The organism is Streptomyces sp. NPDC047028 (assembly GCF_040644095.1).
In the GTDB taxonomy this organism is placed as follows: Bacteria; Actinomycetota; Actinomycetes; order Streptomycetales; family Streptomycetaceae; genus Streptomyces.
Genome location: NZ_JBEYVS010000021.1, coordinates 1 through 18708, shown reverse-complemented (window position 1 = coordinate 18708; position 18708 = coordinate 1). Strand labels below are relative to the sequence as shown.

Genomic DNA, 18708 nt, shown 5'->3' with positions numbered 1-18708 from the left:
GACAGGAGAGCCCATGAGCACGCCGCACCTCGCCTCAGGACCCGACGGCGCCGGCGCGCTGCGGCCGCTCCTCGACACCGTCCTCGACGCCCTCACCACCGGCGCCCGCGCGCGCGGCGGCCCGCTGCCCGCCGGCGGCCCCGACGCCGTCGCCGCCCGCGTCACCGCCGCCCTCGGCGACGTCCTGCCCGACCACGGCGAGCCCGACGCCCTGCGCACCCTCGTGCACGCCCTCGCCGAAGGCGCCGCCGACCCCGCGGACCCCCGCTGCGCCGCCCACCTGCACTGCCCGCCCCTCGCCGTCGCCACCGCCGCCGACCTGGCCGTCAGCGCCCTCAACCCGTCCCTGGACTCCTGGGACCAGGCCCCCGCCGCCTCCGTCCTGGAAGCCGAGGTCACCCGCGCCCTCGCCCACGAGATCGGCCTCGCCGACGCCCTCGTCACCACCGGCGGCACCGAGGCCAACGAACTCGCCGTCCTCCTCGCCCGCGAGACCCACGGCGCGGGTCTCCGACTCGTGTGCGGCGCCAACGCCCACCACTCCCTGTCCCGCGCCGCCTGGCTGCTCGGCCTGCCCGACCCCGTCGTCGTCCCCACCCCCGGCGGCACCCTCGACCCCGCCGCCCTCCACCGGGCCCTCACCCCGCTCACCGGCCCTCTGCTGGTCGCCGCCACCGCCGGCACCACCGACGCCGGCCTCATCGACCCCCTCCCCGAGATCGCCGGGCTGTGCACCGCCCACGGCGCCCGCCTGCACATCGACGCCGCCTACGGCGCCGCCCTCACCTTCAGCGACCGGCACCGCGACAAACTCGCCGGACTCCAGGCCGCCCACACGGTCACCGTCGACCTGCACAAACTCGGCTGGCAGCCGATCGCCGCCGGCCTCCTCACCGTCGCCCGCCCCCGCGAACTCACCGCCCTCCACCATCGCGCCGACTACCTCAACGCCGCCGACGACACCGACACCGGCCTGCCCGACCTGCTCGGCCGCTCCCTGCGCACCACCCGCCGCCCCGACATCCTCAAGATCGCCGTCACCCTCAAGTCCCTCGGCCGCACCGGCCTCGGCGCCCTCGTCGACCAGGTCTGCGCCCACGCGCGTGACCTCGCCGCACTCGTCCACAACCATCCCGGCTTCGAGCTGTACGGCCGCCCCGTCATCAGCACCGTCCTGTTCCGGCCGGCCCACGCCACCGACGCCGACGTAGCCGCCGTACGACGGCAGTTGCTGCACGACGGCCGCGCCGTCCTCGGCCGGGCCCTCGCCGACGGCCGCCTCTGGCTCAAGGCGACCCTCCTCAACCCCCACACCCGGCCCGAACACCTGGCCGGCCTGCTGAAACTCGTGGAAGGAACCACCCCCCGATGAACCCGACGCCCCTGCCCCCACGCCACGAACCCGACACCCCTCGCGACCTCGTCGGCATCGGCATCGGGCCCTGCAACCTCTCCCTCGCCGCCCTCGCCCACCCCCTCACCGAACTCGACGCCGTCTTCTACGAACAGCGCCCCGCCTTCCAGTGGCACCCCGGACTGCTCATCGACGGCGCCACCATCCAGGTCCCCTTCCTCGCCGACCTGGTCACCCTCGCCGACCCCACCAACCCCTGGAGCTTCCTCAACCACCTCAGAACCCGCGGCCGGCTCTTCCCCTTCTACTTCGCCGAGCACTTCCACATCCAGCGCGCCGAATACGACGCCTACTGCCGCTGGGTCGCCGAGAACCTGCCCGGGCTCCGCTTCAGCCACCAGGTCGACGCCGTCCGCTGGAACCCCGAACGGGACGTCTTCGAAGTCGACTTCACCCAACTCGACAGCGACGGCGAGGCCGAAGCCCTCGGCCGCACCCACACCCGCAACATCGCCCTCGGCATCGGCACCGCCCCTCACGTCCCCGAGCCCCTCAAACCCCTCGCCGACGCACCCGGCGTCGCCGTCCACCACGCCGCCGACTACCTCACCCACCGCGAGGCCCTCCTGAGCGCCGGGCACGTCACCGTCGTCGGCTCCGGACAGTCCGGCGCCGAGATCTTCCTCGACCTGCTCCGCCACCGCCCCGCCGGCCAGGAGAAGCTCCACTGGATCGGCCGCACCGAGGCCTTCGCGCCCATGGAGTACTCCAAGCTCGGCCTCGAACACTTCACCCCCGACTACACCCGCTACTTCCACGCGCTCGCCGAACCCGCCCGCGACCGGCTCGTCGCGGCCCAGTGGCAACTCCACAAGGGCATCGACGCCGGCACCCTCGCCGCCATCCACGACGAGCTGTACCGCCGCACCCTCGACGGCGGCTGGCCCGACGCCGTCCTCACCCCCGGCGTCCGCGTCCGCACCGCCGGCCGGCTCGCCACCACCCGCATCGAACTCCACCTGGAGCACCTCCAGCAGGGCACCCGGTCCCGCCTCAGCACCGACGCCGTCGTCCTCGCCACCGGCTACCGCGACCGCCCCCTCGACCGCCTCCTCGCCGGACTCGACCCCTACCTGCGGCGCGACAGCGGCGAACGCCCCCGCATCGACGAGGACTTCCGGCTCGTCCTCGACCCCTCGGTCACCGGCGCCGTCCACGTCCAGAACGCCGAACTCCACACCCACGGCGTCGGCGCCCCCGACCTCGGCCTCGCCGCCTGGCGCAGCGCCACCATCCTCAACTCCGTCACCGGCAAGGAGCCGTATCCGCTGCCCGCCCGGACCGCCTTCACCACCTTCGGCCTCAACACACCCGAACGCGTGCTGCCCCAGACCCGGCAGACGAGCCGCCTCACCCCGCTGGCCGACACCACCCACTAGAACGCGCCCGCCGCCAACTCCCGCCGCTCAGCCGCAACGCCGTGCCACAGTGGGGCGCATGACCTCACCGTCGACCCCCGCCCACGGCACCCCCGACGCCCCCCTCCTCACGGTCCACGGCGAGGCCGAACTCGACGCCGAGCCCGACACCGCGAGCATCGCCCTCACCCTCACCGCCCGGGGCCGCGACCGCCGCACCACCCTCGACGACCTCACCCACCGCAACACCACCGCCCTCGGCCTTCTCACCTCCTACGGCGACGCCGTCCAGAACCTGTCCACCGGCGCCTTCTCCCTCACCCCCGAACTCACCGAACGCGGCCGCGGCGAACGTGTCCGCAACTACCGGGGCCACGTCCGTATCAGCGCCGAATTCACCGACTTCACCCTCCTCGGTGAACTCACCACCCGGCTGGCCGACCTCGACCTCACCCGGGTCGACGGCCCCTGGTGGACCCTGCGCCCCGACGCGCCCGTCCACGCGGAGGCCCGGCGGCAGGCGGTCCGCGACGCCGTCGGACGGGCCCGGGAGTACGCCGAGGCGCTCGGCACCACCCTCGCCGCCCTCGTCGAACTCGCCGACACAGGCACTGAACCGCCCCGACCCGGCCGGGCGGCCTTCGAACGCGGCGGCCGGCGCATGTCCTTCGCCGGCGCCGGCGAACCCCCCGAACCTTTCGACCTCGAACCACCCCGGCTGCGCGTCACCGCACAGGTGACCGCCCACTTCACCATGGGCCCACCACGGCTGTGAAACAGCTCAAAGGAGCGACCTGCCGCACACTTCAACACTTGTCAATAACGCTTTACGGAAAGGCGGTTGGGCAGTAATCAAGAGCCCCTGTCTACCCACCGGTAAGCCCTAGGCTCGTTGCATGCGCCGAGCAAAGATCGTCTGTACCCTGGGGCCCGCCACCGACTCGTACGACCAGATCAAGGCACTCGTCGAGGCCGGAATGGACGTCGCCCGATTCAACCTCAGCCACGGCAGCCACGCCGAGCACGAGGAGCGCTACCACCGGGTACGGAAGGCCTCCGACGAGACCGGCCGCAGCGTGGGGATCCTCGCCGACCTTCAAGGCCCGAAGATCCGGCTCGGCCACTTCGGCGAAGGCCCCGTACTCCTTGAACGCGGCGACTCCTTCACCCTCACCGTCGAGGACGGCGTCGAAGGCGACCGGCACCGGTGCGGCACCACCTACGCCGGCCTCGCCGCGGACGTCACCCCGGGCGAACGCGTCCTCGTCGACGACGGCAAGGTCTGCCTCGAAGTCACCGCCGTCGACGGCCCCCTCGTCCACACCCGCGTCATCGAGGGCGGGATGGTCTCCGACCACAAGGGCCTCAACCTCCCCGGTGTCGCCGTCTCCGTCCCCGCGCTCTCCGACAAGGACGAGGACGACCTGCGCTGGGCCCTGCGCACCGGCTTCGACGTCATCGCCCTGTCCTTCGTCCGCAGCGGCAAGGACGCCGAGGACGTGCACCGCATCATGGACGAAGAGGACCGGCGCCTCCCCGTCATCGCCAAGGTGGAGAAGCCGCAGGCCGTCGAGAACATCGAGGAGGTCGTGGACGCCTTCGACGGCATCATGGTCGCCCGCGGCGACCTCGGCGTCGAAATGCCCCTGGAACAGGTCCCCATCGTCCAGAAGCGGGCCGTCAAACTCGCCAAGCGCAACGCCAAACCCGTCATCGTGGCGACCCAGATGCTCGAGTCCATGATCGACAACTCCCGCCCGACCCGCGCCGAGGCCTCCGACGTGGCCAACGCCGTCATCGACGGCACGGACGCCGTGATGCTGTCCGGTGAGACGAGCGTGGGCAAGCACCCCGTCGAGACGGTGCGCACGATGGCCCGCATCGTCGAGGCGGCGGAGGAGGACATCCTCGCCAAGGGCCTGCCGCCCCTGACCGAGCGCAACAAGCCCCGCACCCAGGGCGGCGCCGTCGCCCGGGCCGCCGCGGAGACCGGGGACTTCCTCGGTGCCCGGTTCCTGGTCGCCTTCACCCAGTCCGGCGACACCGCCCGCCGCCTCTCCCGCTACCGCTCCCCGATCCCGCTCCTCGCCTTCACCCCCCAACCGGCCACCCGCTCGCAGCTCAGCCTCACCTGGGGCGCCGAGACCTTCCTCGGCCCCTCGGTGGCCTCCACCGACGCGATGGTCGACCAGGTCGACGAACTGCTCCTGAAGTACGGCCGCTGCGACAAGGGCGACGTCGTGATCATCACGGCGGGCTCCCCACCCGGCGTCTCCGGCTCCACGAACATGGTCCGCGTCCACCGCATCGGCGAGGACGACGCCCCGGAGTAGCCGGTCGGCACGGCGCCGGGTACGCCGAAAGGCGGAGGACCACGCGAACGTGTTCCTCCGCCTTTCTCGGTACCGGGTGCGGGATTCGAACCCGCAAGCCCTCACGGGCAGAGGTGTTTGAGACCTCCGTGTATACCGTTCCACCAACCCGGCAGGACTGGCTGGTCGGAAGCATACCGGGTCACCGCGGCCGCCCGCGTCTAGGTAGGCTGCATAAGCAGCAGAACCTGCCCGGCCCGCACCAAGGAGCCCCCGTGACCTCCCCCGAGTCGCCCCAGCCCGTTGACGTGCCTGATGAGGACAAGTCGCACGTGCCTCCGCTGACGACCCGCGTCGTCATCGCCGAGGACGAGGCGCTGATCCGGCTCGACCTGAAAGAGATGCTGGAGGAGGAGGGCTACACGGTCGTCGGTGAGGCCGGGGACGGTGAGCGGGCCGTGGAGCTGGCCCGGGAGCACCGGCCGGACCTGGTGATCCTGGACGTGAAGATGCCCAAGCTGGACGGCATCTCCGCGGCCGAGAAGATCGCCGAGGAGTCCATCGCCCCGGTGCTGATGCTGACCGCCTTCTCGCAGCGCGACCTCGTCGAGCGGGCGCGGGACGCCGGTGCCATGGCGTACCTGGTGAAGCCGTTCAGCAAGAGCGATGTCGTCCCGGCGATCGAGATGGCCGTCTCGCGGTTCACGGAGCTGAAGGAGCTGGAGAAGGAGGTCGCCGACCTCACCCTGCGGCTGGAGACCCGCAAGCTCGTGGACCGAGCGAAGTCGGTCCTGCAGACCGAGTACGGGCTGACCGAGCCGGCCGCGTTCCGCTGGATCCAGAAGACCTCGATGGACCGCCGCATGTCCATGCAGCAGGTCGCCGAGGCGGTCATCGCGGACAGCGAGGAGAAGAAGGCCGCCAAGAAGGACTGAGCCCGGCACGGATGAGGCCCGCACGAGGCCCGCACGGATGAGGCCCGCGCCCCGGAGAAGGGGGCGCGGGCCTCGTCGTGTGCGGCGGGGGTGTTCAGTCCTCGCCGAGGTACGCCTTGCGTACCGATTCGTCGTGCAGCAGGTCCTGGCCGCTGCCCGACAGAACGATGTTGCCGACCTCCATGACATGGCCCTGGTCGGCGAGTGAGAGGGCCGCCTGGGCGTTCTGCTCGACCAGGAGGATGGTCGTGCCCTGGGACTTCAGCTCGGCGATGGTGGACATGATCTTCTGCATCATGATCGGTGACAGACCCATGGAGGGCTCGTCGAGCATGAGCAGTTTGGGCTGGGACATCAGGGCGCGGCCCATGGCGAGCATCTGCTGTTCGCCGCCGGAGAGGGTGCCGGCGGCCTGCTTGCGCCTCTCACCCAGGATGGGGAAGAGGTCGTAGGCGCGCTGGATGTCCTTCTCGATGCCGTCCTTGTCCTTGCGGAGGAAGGCCCCGAGCTGGAGGTTCTCGGCGATGGTCAGCCGCGGGAAGATGTGCCGGCCTTCGGGGGAGTGCGCGAGTCCGAGGGCGACGATCTTGTGCGCGGGGATGCTGGTCAGGGGCTTGCCGTCGAAGACGATCTTCCCCGAGGTGGGCTTGAGGAGGCCCGAGAGGGTGCGCAGGGTGGTCGTCTTGCCGGCGCCGTTGGTGCCGATGAGGGTGACGACCTGGCCGGCCTCGACGCTGAACGAGATGCCCTTGACGGCCTCGATCTTGCCGTAGGCGACCCTGAGGTCCTCGACCTCCAGCAGTGCGGTCACTGGGGCTCTCCCTTGGTGGTGCTGGTGCTCTCCTCGGCGGCCGTCTCGCTCTCGGCGGTGGGCGCGCTGTCGTCGTCGCCGTCGCTGTCGTCGTCACCGTCGGCTTCGGGAGCCGCTGCTTCGGAAGCAGCCTCCGCCTCCGCCGCCTCGACCTCCGCCACCTCCGCCTGCCCGGGCTCGCCCTCGAAGGGCTCGCCGAGGTAGGCGGCGACGACGCGCTCGTCGGCCTGGACGACGTCGGAGGTGCCCTCGATGAGCTTTTCGCCCTGGACGAGGACGGCGACCCGGTCGCACAGGTTGAAGATGAACCGCATGTCGTGCTCGATGACGAGGACGGCGATGCCGCGGTCCCGGATGGCGAAGACGAGTTCCTCGGTGGTCCGGGTCTCCTGCGGGTTCATGCCCGCGGTCGGCTCGTCGAGGAGCAGCAGGCCGGGCTCGGAGGCCAGCGCCCGCGCGATCTCCAGTTTGCGCTGCTCGCCGTAGGGGAGGTTGCGCGCGAGGTGGTCGCGTTTGGCGTCGAGGCCGACGAACTCCAGGAGCTCCATGGCGCGTGCCTCGGAGTCCTTCTCGGCCCTGCGGAAGCCGGGGCCGCGCACGAGTGCGGACCACAGGCCTTCCTTGGTGCGGGTGTGCCGGCCGACGAGGACGTTCTCCAGAACGGTCATGTTGGCGAACAGCCTGATGTTCTGGAAGGTACGGGCGATGCCGGCCTGGGTCACCAGGTGCGGCTTGGGCGGCAGGACCTTGCCCTCGTAGGCGACCGTGCCCTCGGTGGGGACGTACAGGCCGGTGAGGCAGTTGAAGAAGGTCGTCTTTCCGGCGCCGTTGGGGCCGATCAGGCCGACGATCTCGCCGCTGTTGACCGTGAAGTCGACGGATTTGACGGCGGTGAGGCCGCCGAAGCGCATCGTGACGTCACGGGCTTGGAGTACAGGTGTCGTCATGGTTCGTTACGCCCCTGCCTTGGTGCCGGCGGGTTCGTCGGTCAGGGTTTTCTGGTCGGGTACGTCGAGTTGGCCGATCTCGTGGAACTCCAACTGGCGGCGGCGGTTGGCGATGATGCCCTCCGGCCGGAACCGCATGAGCAGGACGAGGGCGAGACCGAAGGCGAGCAGCTCGTAGTTCTGCAGGAACTGGAGCTTCTCGGGGACCAGGTAGAGCACGGCGGCGCCGAGCAGCGGACCGCTGACGGTGCCCATGCCGCCGAGGACGACCGCGGCGAGCAGGAACGCGGAGTTGGGCGGGGCGGCGCCGGCGAACTGGTAGGGCTGCGGGTTGACGCTGAAGTTGACGTGCGCCATGACGGTGCCGGCGAGGCCGGCGAGGGAGGCGCCGAGGGCGAAGGCGACCAGCTTGACGCGGAAGCCGTTGATGCCCATGGCGGTCGCCGCGGTCTCGTCCTCGCGGATGGCGATCCAGGAGCGGCCGATCCGGGAGTCGGCGGCGCGGGTGAAGACGAGGACGACGATCGCGGTGACGATCAGCATCAGGAACAGGTAGTTGGCGAACCGGCCGAGGTGGAATCCGGCGAAGTCGTGGGCGTTGCCGAGCTGGAACCCGAAGATCTCCAGGTCGGGGATCTGGGTGATGCCGTTGGGGCCGCGGGTGACGTTCGGACCGGAGGTGCCGTCGAGGTTGTTGACGGTGATACGGAAGATCTCTCCGAAACCGAGGGTCACGATGGCCAGGTAGTCGCCGCGCAGTCGCAGGGTCGGTGCGCCGATGAGGACACCGAAGACCAGCGAGGCGGCCATGCCGGTGAGCGCGGCGGCCCAGAAGGGGAAGTGCACGCCGGAGACCGGGGAGTACTCGGAGCCGGAGACGATCGCGGCCGCGTAGGCGCCCACGCCGAGGAAGGCGACGTATCCGAGGTCGAGGAGGCCGGTGAGGCCGACGACGATGTTCAGGCCGAGGGCGACGGTCGCGAAGATGAGGATGTTGACGCCGACGTTGGCGTTGTGGTCCTCGCTCTGGGTGAACGGGAAGATCACGGCGGCGACGAAGCCGAGGGTGGCGGCGAAGCCCTTGTGCCGCGCGCACAGGGTGGAGTACCGCTCCAGGAGCCCGGCGTGGGCCAGGGCCCAGGCGCCGAGGCCGATGGCGATGAGGTAGCCGATGAACGTCTCGCTGGCCTGGTTGTCGATGCCGATGCCGTAGGTGAAGACGATCAGCCCGATCCCGGTGCCGACGGTGATGATGATTCGTTCCACCGCGGTCTTGGCGCGGGGCGTGCGGGGGAGCGCGGGTTTGGCTAGCCGCAGGAAGCGGAGCGCGTGGTGGAACACGCCGAGGAGGCGTCGCTGCGCCCAGGACGGCTTGGTGAGGGAGTCCTCGGTCTTGCGGTCGAGGGGGAGGCCGAGCGCGCCGACGGCGAGGAGGAGGGAGCCCACGGCTGCGACGAAACCGCCCGGGTCCACGTTGACCAGGCCGTTCAGGTCGACGGCGATCGCGATGACCGTGTACCAGACGACACCGAAGGTGCCGAGCGCGAAGAGGGCCGGCGTGTTGTTGCTGCCGCTGGGGTTGATGCGCTCCAGTCCGCGGATGTTGTAGCCGGCGAGCGTGTAGGCCAGGGCGATCAGCGCGCTGACCAGGGTGATCACCTGGAGGCCCGCGGGGTAGCCGTAGACGGTCAGGTCACCGGGGAAGTCGGAGGTCCAGGTCCACGACATGAACGTGGACGCGATGGTGACCAGGGCGCCGGCCGCGGCCAGCGGGCGCGCGAGCGCGGACGGCAGCGGGACGACGGGGGTCTTCTCGGTGTCGTTCATGCCGCTCACGCCCTGTCCGCGACGCGTTCGCCCAGCAGACCCTGTGGTCTGAAGAGGAGGACGAGGATGAGGAGGACGAAGGCCCACACCGGCGCCCAGCCCTGGCCGCCGAGCTGGTCCATGCCGGGGATGTTGGAGATGTAGGCGGTGGCCATGGCCTCGGCGATACCGAGGACGAGACCGCCGAGCATGGCGCCGTAGACGTTGCCGATGCCGCCCAGAACGGCCGCGGTGAAGGCCTTCAGACCGGCGATGAAGCCCATGTCGTAGGAGACGGACCCGTACTTGAGGCCGTACGACACACCCGCGACCGCCGCGAAAAGACCGCCGATGGCGAACGCGATGACGATGATGCGGTTGGTGTCGATGCCCATCAGCTGCGCGGTGTCGGGGTCCTGCGAGGTGGCCTGCATGGCGCGGCCGGTGCGGGAGAGCCGGACGAAGAGGGCCAGGATGGCCATGGAGATCGGGGCGGCGATGATCAGGAAGACGTCACCGCTCTGCACGGTGACGGACCCGACGTGGAACGGCCCGAACGGCAGCTGCGGGAAGACCCGGGCGCTCTTGGCGTGCGGGTACCAGTTGAAGACGGCCTGCTGCAGGGCGAGGGAGAGGCCGATGGCGGTGATGAGTGGCGCGAGGCGTGGCGCGCCGCGCAGGGGGCGGTAGGCGAAGCGTTCGGCACCGACGGCGATGAGGACGGAGACGAGTGCGCCGCCGAGGAGCATCGCCGGCAGGGCTATCCACATGGATATGCCGTGCGGGAGGGCGAGGTAGACCGTGAGGGCGCCGAAGCCTCCGGTCATGAAGATCTCGCCGTGGGCGAAGTTGATGAGCTGGACGATGCCGTACACCATCGTGTAGCCGATGGCGATCAGACCGTACATCGAGCCGAGGAACAGCCCGTTGGCCAGCTGCTGCGGCAGGGTGTTCACCGCATGGCCTCCATGTGGTGGGGAGAGTCAAGGGGGTAGAAGGCGGGCCGCGCGGTGACGGTGGTCTGCGCCGCGCGGCCCAAGGTGTTGCGGGTGTTCCGGTGGGTCTACTTCGGGTTGGCGACGCCGCTCTTGACGGACTTCCACTCGCCCTTCGTGACCTGGTAGACGGTCAGCTGCTTGTTCGTCGTGTCGCCGAACTGGTCGAACGAGATCTTGCCGGAGATGCCGTCGAAGGAGGTCTTCTGGACGGCGTCCACGATCTGGGAGCGGGCGTCGGAGGGGACCTTGCCGTCCTTCACGACCTGGCCGACGGCCTTGATGATCGCGGTGGTGGCGTCGTAGGCGTAGGAGCCGTAGGTGCCGTAGTCACCGGGGTACTTCTTGGCCTTGTAGGTGGCCACGAAGTCCTTGGCGGCGGGCAGGGTGTCGACCGGGACGCCGATCGAGGTGGCGAGGTCGCCCTCGGAGGCCTTGCCGGCGGTCTTGATGTAGGTCGGGGTGAACATGCCGTCACCGCCGAACAGCGGGATCTTGGCGCCGGCGTCCTTGAGCTGCTTGGTCAGCACCTGGGACTCGTCGTACTGGCCGCCGTAGTAGAGGATGTCGGCGCCGGAGTTCTTGATCTTGGTGACGAGGGTGGAGAAGTCACGGTCGCCGACGTTGACGTGGTCGGTGCCGATGACCTTGCCGCCCTGCTTGGCGAACTGCTCCTTGAAGATCTTGGAGAGGCCCGCGCCGTAGGTCTGCTTGTCGTCGACGACGAAGGCCTTCTTCTTCTTGAGGCCGTTGTAGGCGTAGTCGGCGGCGAAGGCGCCCTGCAGGGCGTCCGTGGTCGACGTACGGAAGTACGTCTTGAACGGCCGCTTCTTGTCCGTCTGCCAGTCCTTGCCCTGGGTCAGCTCCGGGGCGGTGTTGGACGGGGAGATCTCCACCATGTTGGCGGTGGCGAAGACCTGCTGCATCTGGGTGGCCACACCGGAGTTGAGGGGGCCGACGACACCGAGGACGTCCTTCTCGGCGACGAACTGGCTGGCGTTGGACTGGCCGGTGGCCGGGATGGCCTTGTCGTCCAGGGCCTGGATCTTGAAGGTGACGCCGGGGACGGTCTTGTTCTTGTTGGCGTCGTCGACGGCTATCTGCGCGCCGTACTGGATGCCGAGGCCCGTGGCCGAGTTCTGGCCGGTCAGAGGGGCGTCGACGCCGATCGTGACCGTCACGTTGCCGCTGTCGCCGCTCTTGCTGTCCTTGTCACGGGAGCCGCAGGCGGTGAGAGTCAGAGCTCCGGTGGTCAGCACGGAGGTAAGAATCACCAGAGAACGCTTACGCACAATCGATCCTTTCCGCAGGCACTCCCACCCCGTACGGGGTGCGACGGGTGCCGCGCCGGTACCGAACTCCCGATGGAGCGGTGACTGGCCGTGACTCTAAGCCCGGGGTGGAGGCCTGGGCATCGCTGTGCGCTGGCTTGTGACTTTCTTGTTATGACGACACGGATCACCGACTTCCGGACAGAGGGCTCTCAGCCGTTTTGGCGGAATTTCCGATCGGTCCACATTTTGAGAACCCGCACTTCCGGTCGGCCGTGGGGCCCGAACGGTGCTCTGCCCGGCCGCGGGGCCCGCGAGGGGGCCCGGAAAGGGTCTGGAGGGACTCCAGGGTGGCGGTGGAAACGCCGGTGGTGTATCACGCGTGCGTCACTGAGTGTTACACCCGTAAAGGGAGGGTCGTATTCGCCAATACCGGGCGGTCAGTTTCCGGGAATCCGGTGGGCGTCATCAATGATCGATCATTGCCGGTTTAGGGGTGACGCTGCGCGGACGATGGAATTCCGTTTGTCGGGAAATGCCGTCCGCGGCCCCGGGGCGGACGGCAGGCGGGGAACGCATGGTGAGGGTGCGGCACAACCACCGCTGCTACCAGGGGAGTTGGGCGGCTGTCCGTGGAACAGGGCGGCCCGGGGCCCGGCTTCGGTCCTCGTCTCTCGTTGTCGGGACGACGCCGGCGGACCGGTGCGGCGGTGCCGGGCCGCGCCGGCCCGCGCGAAATCGCCGGGGGCTGACGCGCGGCCGGGGCGGCCAGGTGTGGTGCAGTGACTGCGGGGCAGGACCCAACAGGCAACGCAGAGTCAGGAGTTGGCGTTTCCGCCGGCCTGGGCGCCGTCCGACGCGTTGAGGTCCCGAAGGAGACAGGTCAGCCGGGCGGTGCACACGCGCCGGCCCTCCTCGTCGCTGATCACGATCTCGTACGTCGCGGTCGACCGCCCCCGGTGCACGGGCGTGGCCACACCGGTCACCAGACCGGAGCGGACGCCCCGGTGGTGCGTGCAGTTCAGGTCCACGCCGACCGCGATCTTCGAACTGCCGCCGTGCAGCATGGAGCCGACCGAGCCCAGGGTCTCGGCGAGGACGGCCGAGGCGCCGCCGTGCAGCAGGCCGTAGGGCTGGGTGTTGCCCTCGACGGGCATCGTGCCGACGACCCGGTCCGCGGCGGCCTCCACGATCTGCACGCCCATCCGCGTGCCGAGATGGCCGGCGGAGAACAGGGCGGGGAGGTCGACACCGAGCGCGGCGTACTCGTCGATGACCTCCTGCGGGAACGTCACTTGCTGCTGTTCACCCATGGCCCGGCTCCGTTCGTCGTGCGGCCGGCTGCCGGCCGCCCGTCAGCTGTCTCTGTGCTGAGCAAACGCTCAGTCGGTCGCCGATTGTTCCAGACGGTCTCCCAAACGGCCTTCGAGGCGGACCACGACGGACTTGCTGGCCGGGGTGTTGCTGGTGTCGGCGGTGGCGTCCAGCGGGACGAGCACGTTCGTCTCCGGGTAGTACGCCGCCGCGCAACCGCGGGCCGTCGGATAGTGCACGACACGGAAGCCGGGCGCCCGCCGCTCCACGCCGTCCTTCCACTCGCTCACCAGATCGACGTACGACCCCTCGGCGATCCCCAGTGCCCGCGCGTCCTGCGGGTTGACCAGCACCACCCGGCGGCCGTTGGTGATGCCCCGGTAGCGGTCGTCGAGCCCGTAGATCGTGGTGTTGTACTGGTCGTGCGAACGCAGGGTCTGCAGCAGCAGCCGGCCCTCGGGCAGCTCCGGGTACTCCACCGGCGCGGCCGTGAAGTTGGCCTTGCCCGTGCCCGTCGGGAAGCGCCGCTCGTCGCGCGGGGCGTGGGGGAGCGAGAAACCGCCGGGGCGGGCCACGCGCGCGTTGAAGTCCTCGAAGCCGGGGACCACGCGGGCGATCCGGTCCCGGATGGTCGCGTAGTCCTTCTCGAACTCCTCCCACGGCACCGCGCTGCCCTCGCCGAGCACCCGGCGCGCCAGTCGGCACACGATCGCCGGCTCCGACAGCAGGTGCGGGCTCGCGGGCCGCAGCCGGCCGCGGGAGGCGTGCACCATGCCCATGGAGTCCTCGACGGTGACGAACTGCTCACCGCTGCCCTGCAGATCCCGCTCGGTCCGGCCGAGGGTGGGCAGGATCAGGGCGCGCGCGCCCGTGACGGCGTGCGAACGGTTCAGCTTCGTCGACACGTGCACGGTCAGCCGCGCGCGCCGCATGGCCGCCTCGGTGACGTCGGTGTCGGGGGAGGCGGAGACGAAGTTGCCGCCCATGGCGAAGAAGACCTTCGCCTCGCCGTCGCGCAGCGCGCGGATGGCCCGCACGACGTCGTAGCCGTGCTCGCGCGGGGGCGCGAACCCGAACTCCTTCTCCAGGGCGTCCAGGAAGGCGGGCGCGGGCCGCTCGAAGATGCCCATGGTGCGGTCGCCCTGCACGTTCGAGTGGCCGCGCACCGGGCACACGCCCGCGCCGGGGCGGCCGATGTTGCCCCGCAGCAGGAGGAAGTTGACGACCTCGCGGATGGTCGGGACGGAGTGCTTGTGCTGGGTGAGGCCCATGGCCCAGCAGACGATGGTCCGCTCGGAGGCGAGGACCATCCGCAGCGCCTGCTCGATCTCCGCGCGCGTGAGCCCCGTCGCGGCCAGCGTCTCGTCCCAGCCGGCGGCGCGGGCGGCGGTGACGAACTCGTCGTAGCCGTGAGTGTGTTCGCGGACGAACTCCTCGTCGACGGCGCCTTCCGTGTCCAGGACCAGCTTGTTAAGGAGGCGGAAGAGGGCCTGGTCGCCGCCGATGCGGATCTGCAGGAACAGGTCGGTGAGGGCGGCGCCCTTGAGCATGCCCTGCGGGGTCTGCGGGTTCTTGAACCGCTCCAGGCCGGCCTCGGGCAGCGGGTTGACGCTGATGATCTTCGCGCCGTTGGCCTTGGCCTTCTCCAGCGCGGAGAGCATCCGGGGGTGGTTGGTGCCGGGGTTCTGGCCCGCGACGATGATCAGGTCGGCCTGGTACAGGTCGTCCAGCAGGACGCTGCCCTTGCCGATGCCGATGGTCTCGGAGAGCGCGGAGCCCGAGGACTCGTGGCACATGTTCGAGCAGTCCGGCAGGTTGTTGGTGCCCAGCTCGCGCGCGAACAGCTGGTACAGGAACGCGGCCTCGTTGCCGGTGCGGCCGGAGGTGTAGAAGACGGCCTCGTCCGGCGAGGCGAGGGCGGTGATCTCCTCGGCGATGATGTCGAAGGCCCGCTCCCAGGTCACCGGCTCGTAGTGCTCCCCGCCCTCGGGCAGGTACATGGGGTGCGTGAGCCGGCCCTGCTGGCCCAGCCAGTACCCGCTCCGGGTGGCCAGGTCGGCGACGGGATGCGCGGCGAAGAACTCGGGGGTGACCCGGCGCAGGGTGGCCTCCTCGGCCACCGCCTTGGCGCCGTTCTCGCAGAACTCGGCCTTGTGCCGGTGGTCCGGCTCGGGCCAGGCACAGCCGGGGCAGTCGAAGCCGTCCTTCTGGTTCACCCGCAGCAGGGTCAGCGCGGTGCGCTTCACGCCCATCTGCTGCCTCGCGATGCGCAGGGTGTGCCCGATGGCGGGCAGCCCGGCCGCGGCGTGCTGCGGCTCCGCGACCTGCGGCGCGTCCTGGACCGGATCCCCCTTGGGCGGCTTCGTCGCCATCCCGTGCTCCCCTCCGCCGAGGCATGAAAAGTACGAGACCGATCCTCGCACGGGGCACTGACAGCCAGGCCCGCCGGGCCGCTGTCCGGCCCGTTCCGGGCCCGGCGGGGGAGCCGCCGGTGCCGCCGCGTGTGCTGGGCCGGACACCGTCGCGAGGCCGGCCGGGGCCTGCCGGCCGCGCCGCGCCCGGCCCGCAAGCCGCCCCCCTCTGGTCCGCAAGCCGCCCCGTGCCCGGCCCGTCCGCTGCCCTGCGGCAGACCCGCCGGCCGCCCCGCGCCGGGTCCGGTCGACGAGTGGTCCGGGCCGGAGTGTCAGTGGGCCGTGGCAGGATCGGGGGCGTGGCAGAGACAGCACCGAAGCAGACCGACCAGACCCCCGGCGGGTCCCGTCCCCGGCTGATGCTCATGGACGGGCACTCGCTGGCCTACCGCGCGTTCTTCGCGCTGCCCGCGGAGAACTTCACGACCGCGACGGGCCAGCCGACGAACGCGATCTACGGCTTCGCGTCGATGCTGGCCAACACCCTGCGTGACGAGGCGCCCACGCACTTCGCGGTGGCCTTCGACGTCTCCCGCAAGACCTGGCGCTCCGAGCGCTTCACCGAGTACAAGGCGAACCGCTCCAAGACCCCGGACGAGTTCAAGGGCCAGGTCCAGCTGATCGGTGAGCTGCTCGACGCGATGGGGGCCCAGCGCTTCGCGGTCGACGGCTTCGAGGCGGACGACGTCATCGCCACGCTCGCCACCCAGGCCGAGGCCGCCGGTTTCGAGGTGCTGATCGTCACCGGCGACCGCGACTCCTTCCAGCTGATCACCGACAGCATCACGGTGCTGTACCCGACGAAGGGCGTCTCGGAGCTGACCCGGTTCACCCCGGAGAAGGTTTTCGAGAAGTACGGCTTGACGCCCGCCCAGTACCCGGACTTCGCGGCCCTGCGCGGCGACCCGTCCGACAACCTGCCGGGCATCCCCGGTGTCGGTGAGAAGACCGCCGCGAAGTGGATCAACCAGTTCGGTTCGTTCGCGGAGCTGGTCGAGCGCGCCGAGGAGGTCAAGGGCAAGGCCGGCCAGAACCTCCGGGACCACCTGGAGTCGGTCAAGCTCAACCGTGTGCTGACCGAGCTGGAGCGCGAGGTCGAGCTGCCGAGGACGGTCGCCGACCTGGAGCGCGCGGCGTACGACCGCAAGGCCGTCGCGCTGGTCCTGGACACCCTGGAGATCCGCAACCCGTCCCTGCGGGAGCGCCTCTTCGCCGTCGACCCCGGCGCCGAGGAGGCCGAGGCCACCCCGGTCGTCGCGGAGGGGGTGGAGTTGGACGGCACGGTGCTCGGCACCGGCGAGCTGGCCCCCTGGCTGGCCGAGCACGGCACGGGGACGCTGGGCGTGGCCACCGTCGACACCTGGGCGCTGGGCACCGGCTCGGTCGCCGAGGTCGCGCTCGCCGCCGCCGGGGGAGCGGCCGCCTGGTTCGACCCCGCCGAGCTGGACGAGGCCGACGAGAACGCGTTCTCGGCATGGCTGGCGGACGCCGGCCGGCCCAAGGTGTTCCACAACGCCAAGGGTGCGATGCGGGTCTTCGCGGAGCACCGCTGGAGCATCGACGGCGTCGGCATGGACACCGCGCTCGCCGCCTACCTGGTCAAGCCGGGCCGCCGCTCCTTCGACCTGGACGCACTGTCCCTGGAGTACCTGCACCGCGAGCTGGCCCCCGCCGCCGCGGCCGACGGGCAGCTGGCCTTCGGTGCGGACGACGGCGCCGAGGCCGAGGCGCTGATGATCCAGGCCCGCGCCGTCCTCGACCTGGGCGAGGCCTTCGGCATCCGCCTCCAGGAAGTGGGCGCCGCCGACCTGCTGCGCGACGTGGAGCTGCCCACCTCCGCGCTGCTCGCCCGCCTGGAGCGGTCCGGCATCGCTGCCGACCGCGCCCACCTCGAAGCGATGGAACAGATGTTCGCGGGTGCGGTGCAGCAGGCCGTGAAGGAGGCGCACGCGGCTGCCGGGCACGAATTCAACCTGGGCTCGCCCAAGCAGCTCCAGGAGGTCCTCTTCGGTGAGCTGGCCCTGCCGAAGACGAAGAAGACCAAGACCGGCTACACCACCGACGCGGACGCCCTGGCCTGGCTCGCCACCCAGACGGACAACGAACTGCCTGTGATCATGCTCCGGCACCGGGAGCAGGCCAAGCTCCGCGTCACCGTCGAGGGCCTGATCAAGACCATCGCCGGTGACGGCCGTATCCACACCACCTTCAACCAGACCGTGGCGGCGACCGGACGGCTCTCCTCCACCGACCCGAACCTGCAGAACATCCCGGTCCGCACGGACGAGGGCCGGGCGATCCGCCGCGGGTTCGTGGTCGGTGAGGGCTTCGAATCCCTGATGACCGCCGACTACAGCCAGATCGAGCTGCGCGTGATGGCCCACCTCTCCGAGGACGCCGGCCTGATCGAGGCGTTCACCTCCGGGGAGGACCTGCACACCACGGTCGCCTCGCAGGTGTTCTCCGTCGAGCGGGACGCCGTGGACGCGGAGATGCGCCGCAAGATCAAGGCGATGTCGTACGGCCTGGCCTACGGCCTCTCCGCGTTCGGCCTCTCCCAGCAGCTGAACATCGAGGCGGCCGAGGCACGTGCCCTTATGGACACCTACTTCGAGCGGTTCGGCGGGGTGCGGGACTATCTGCGCCGCGCGGTCGACGAGGCGAGGGCGACCGGGTACACCGCCACCCTCTTCGGGCGCCGGCGCTACCTGCCCGACCTCAACAGCGACAACCGCCAGCGCCGTGAGGCGGCCGAGCGCATGGCCCTGAACGCGCCGATCCAGGGCACGGCGGCCGACATCGTCAAGATCGCCATGCTCAACGTGGACCGCGCCCTGCGCGAGGCGGGTCTCAAGTCCCGCATGCTCCTCCAGGTCCACGACGAAATCGTCCTGGAGATCGCCCCGGGCGAGCGCACCGCCACGGAGGAGATCGTCCGCCGAGAAATGTCCACCGCAGTCCGACTCCGCGCCCCCCTGGACGTCTCGGTAGGCGCAGGCCCCGACTGGGAGTCCGCAGCCCACTGACACAGGCCCCGCGCCCCAAAGGGGCCCGGCAGCAGCTCCGCGGTCTCGCCGTCCAGCTCGCGCATGTCCATGCTCATGTTCGTCTCTCTTTCGGTGTGGTGGTGGTGC

13 protein-coding genes and 1 tRNA gene are annotated in these 18708 nt (G+C 70.4%); 6 read left to right on the top strand and 8 right to left on the bottom strand.

Features of this window, described 5'->3' with window-relative positions; translation table 11 throughout:
* Window positions 1-13 precede the first annotated feature (13 nt).
* The 4 genes from ABZ854_RS19785 (at window position 14) to pyk (ending at window position 5105) form a co-directional block, all read left to right on the top strand.
* Window positions 14-1372 (top strand): aminotransferase class V-fold PLP-dependent enzyme, encoded by a 1359-nt coding sequence (locus ABZ854_RS19785; protein ID WP_361212287.1) that lies wholly within the window; start codon window positions 14-16, stop codon window positions 1370-1372.
* Window positions 1369-2793 carry a SidA/IucD/PvdA family monooxygenase gene (locus tag ABZ854_RS19780; RefSeq protein WP_361212284.1) on the top strand — a complete coding sequence of 475 codons (1425 nt, stop codon included), beginning with the start codon at window positions 1369-1371 and terminating at the stop codon, window positions 2791-2793. Before ABZ854_RS19785 ends, ABZ854_RS19780 begins: the two co-directional genes overlap by 4 nt.
* A 58-nt stretch (window positions 2794-2851) precedes the next feature.
* Window positions 2852-3547: an SIMPL domain-containing protein gene (locus ABZ854_RS19775; protein WP_361212281.1), complete on the top strand. Its 696-nt coding sequence runs from the start codon at window positions 2852-2854 to the stop codon at window positions 3545-3547.
* A 121-nt stretch (window positions 3548-3668) separates the two neighbouring features.
* The gene (pyk, locus tag ABZ854_RS19770) at window positions 3669-5105 is read left to right on the top strand and encodes a pyruvate kinase (RefSeq protein WP_361212278.1); all 1437 of its coding nucleotides are present in this window, start codon (window positions 3669-3671) and stop codon (window positions 5103-5105) included.
* A 70-nt stretch (window positions 5106-5175) separates the two neighbouring features.
* Here pyk and ABZ854_RS19765 read toward each other — a convergent pair.
* Window positions 5176-5258: transfer RNA gene (locus ABZ854_RS19765), tRNA-Leu, on the bottom strand.
* A gap of 101 nt (window positions 5259-5359) precedes the next feature.
* Between ABZ854_RS19765 and ABZ854_RS19760 the strand changes: the two genes are divergently transcribed.
* Entirely contained in the window at window positions 5360-6019 is a 660-nt protein-coding gene (locus ABZ854_RS19760; RefSeq protein ID WP_129309695.1) for a response regulator, read from the top strand.
* Between the two features lie 94 nt (window positions 6020-6113).
* Here ABZ854_RS19760 and ABZ854_RS19755 read toward each other — a convergent pair whose 3' ends face one another.
* The 7 genes from ABZ854_RS19755 to ABZ854_RS19725 form a co-directional block, all read right to left on the bottom strand.
* Complete coding sequence (locus ABZ854_RS19755; RefSeq protein WP_129309696.1) at window positions 6114-6830, bottom strand: ABC transporter ATP-binding protein; 717 nt, start codon at window positions 6828-6830, stop codon at window positions 6114-6116.
* Entirely contained in the window at window positions 6827-7777 is a 951-nt protein-coding gene (locus ABZ854_RS19750; RefSeq protein ID WP_361212274.1) for an ABC transporter ATP-binding protein, read from the bottom strand. Before ABZ854_RS19750 ends, ABZ854_RS19755 begins: the two co-directional genes overlap by 4 nt.
* A gap of 6 nt (window positions 7778-7783) precedes the next feature.
* Entirely contained in the window at window positions 7784-9604 is a 1821-nt protein-coding gene (locus ABZ854_RS19745) for a branched-chain amino acid ABC transporter permease (protein WP_361212271.1), read from the bottom strand.
* 5 nt (window positions 9605-9609) lie between these two features.
* Window positions 9610-10539: a branched-chain amino acid ABC transporter permease gene (locus tag ABZ854_RS19740; protein WP_361212268.1), complete on the bottom strand. Its 930-nt coding sequence runs from the start codon at window positions 10537-10539 to the stop codon at window positions 9610-9612.
* A gap of 107 nt (window positions 10540-10646) precedes the next feature.
* Entirely contained in the window at window positions 10647-11855 is a 1209-nt protein-coding gene (locus tag ABZ854_RS19735) for a branched-chain amino acid ABC transporter substrate-binding protein (protein WP_361212574.1), read from the bottom strand.
* Between the two features lie 812 nt (window positions 11856-12667).
* The gene (locus tag ABZ854_RS19730) at window positions 12668-13162 is read right to left on the bottom strand and encodes a hotdog fold thioesterase (RefSeq protein WP_361212265.1); all 495 of its coding nucleotides are present in this window, start codon (window positions 13160-13162) and stop codon (window positions 12668-12670) included.
* Window positions 13163-13231: 69 nt separating this feature from the next.
* Window positions 13232-15535 (bottom strand): FdhF/YdeP family oxidoreductase, encoded by a 2304-nt coding sequence (locus tag ABZ854_RS19725; protein WP_361212262.1) that lies wholly within the window; start codon window positions 15533-15535, stop codon window positions 13232-13234.
* A 338-nt stretch (window positions 15536-15873) separates the two neighbouring features.
* Here ABZ854_RS19725 and polA point away from each other — a divergent pair, with 338 nt between their 5' ends.
* Window positions 15874-18600, top strand: a complete 2727-nt coding sequence (polA, locus tag ABZ854_RS19720) for a DNA polymerase I (RefSeq protein WP_361212259.1) — start codon at window positions 15874-15876, stop codon at window positions 18598-18600.
* Window positions 18601-18708: the final 108 nt, after the last annotated feature.

Bases quoted from the DNA above. Each gene is read 5' to 3' on its own strand.
- ABZ854_RS19785 (WP_361212287.1), top strand. From the start codon at position 14: ATGAGCACGCCGCACCTCGCCTCAGGACCCGACGGCGCCGGCGCGCTG.
- ABZ854_RS19780 (WP_361212284.1), top strand. From the start codon at position 1,369: ATGAACCCGACGCCCCTGCCCCCACGCCACGAACCCGACACCCCTCGC.
- ABZ854_RS19775 (WP_361212281.1), top strand. From the start codon at position 2,852: ATGACCTCACCGTCGACCCCCGCCCACGGCACCCCCGACGCCCCCCTC.
- pyk (WP_361212278.1), top strand. From the start codon at position 3,669: ATGCGCCGAGCAAAGATCGTCTGTACCCTGGGGCCCGCCACCGACTCG.
- ABZ854_RS19750 (WP_361212274.1), bottom strand. From the start codon at position 7,777: ATGACGACACCTGTACTCCAAGCCCGTGACGTCACGATGCGCTTCGGC.
- ABZ854_RS19745 (WP_361212271.1), bottom strand. From the start codon at position 9,604: ATGAACGACACCGAGAAGACCCCCGTCGTCCCGCTGCCGTCCGCGCTC.
- ABZ854_RS19730 (WP_361212265.1), bottom strand. From the start codon at position 13,162: ATGGGTGAACAGCAGCAAGTGACGTTCCCGCAGGAGGTCATCGACGAG.
- ABZ854_RS19725 (WP_361212262.1), bottom strand. From the start codon at position 15,535: ATGGCGACGAAGCCGCCCAAGGGGGATCCGGTCCAGGACGCGCCGCAG.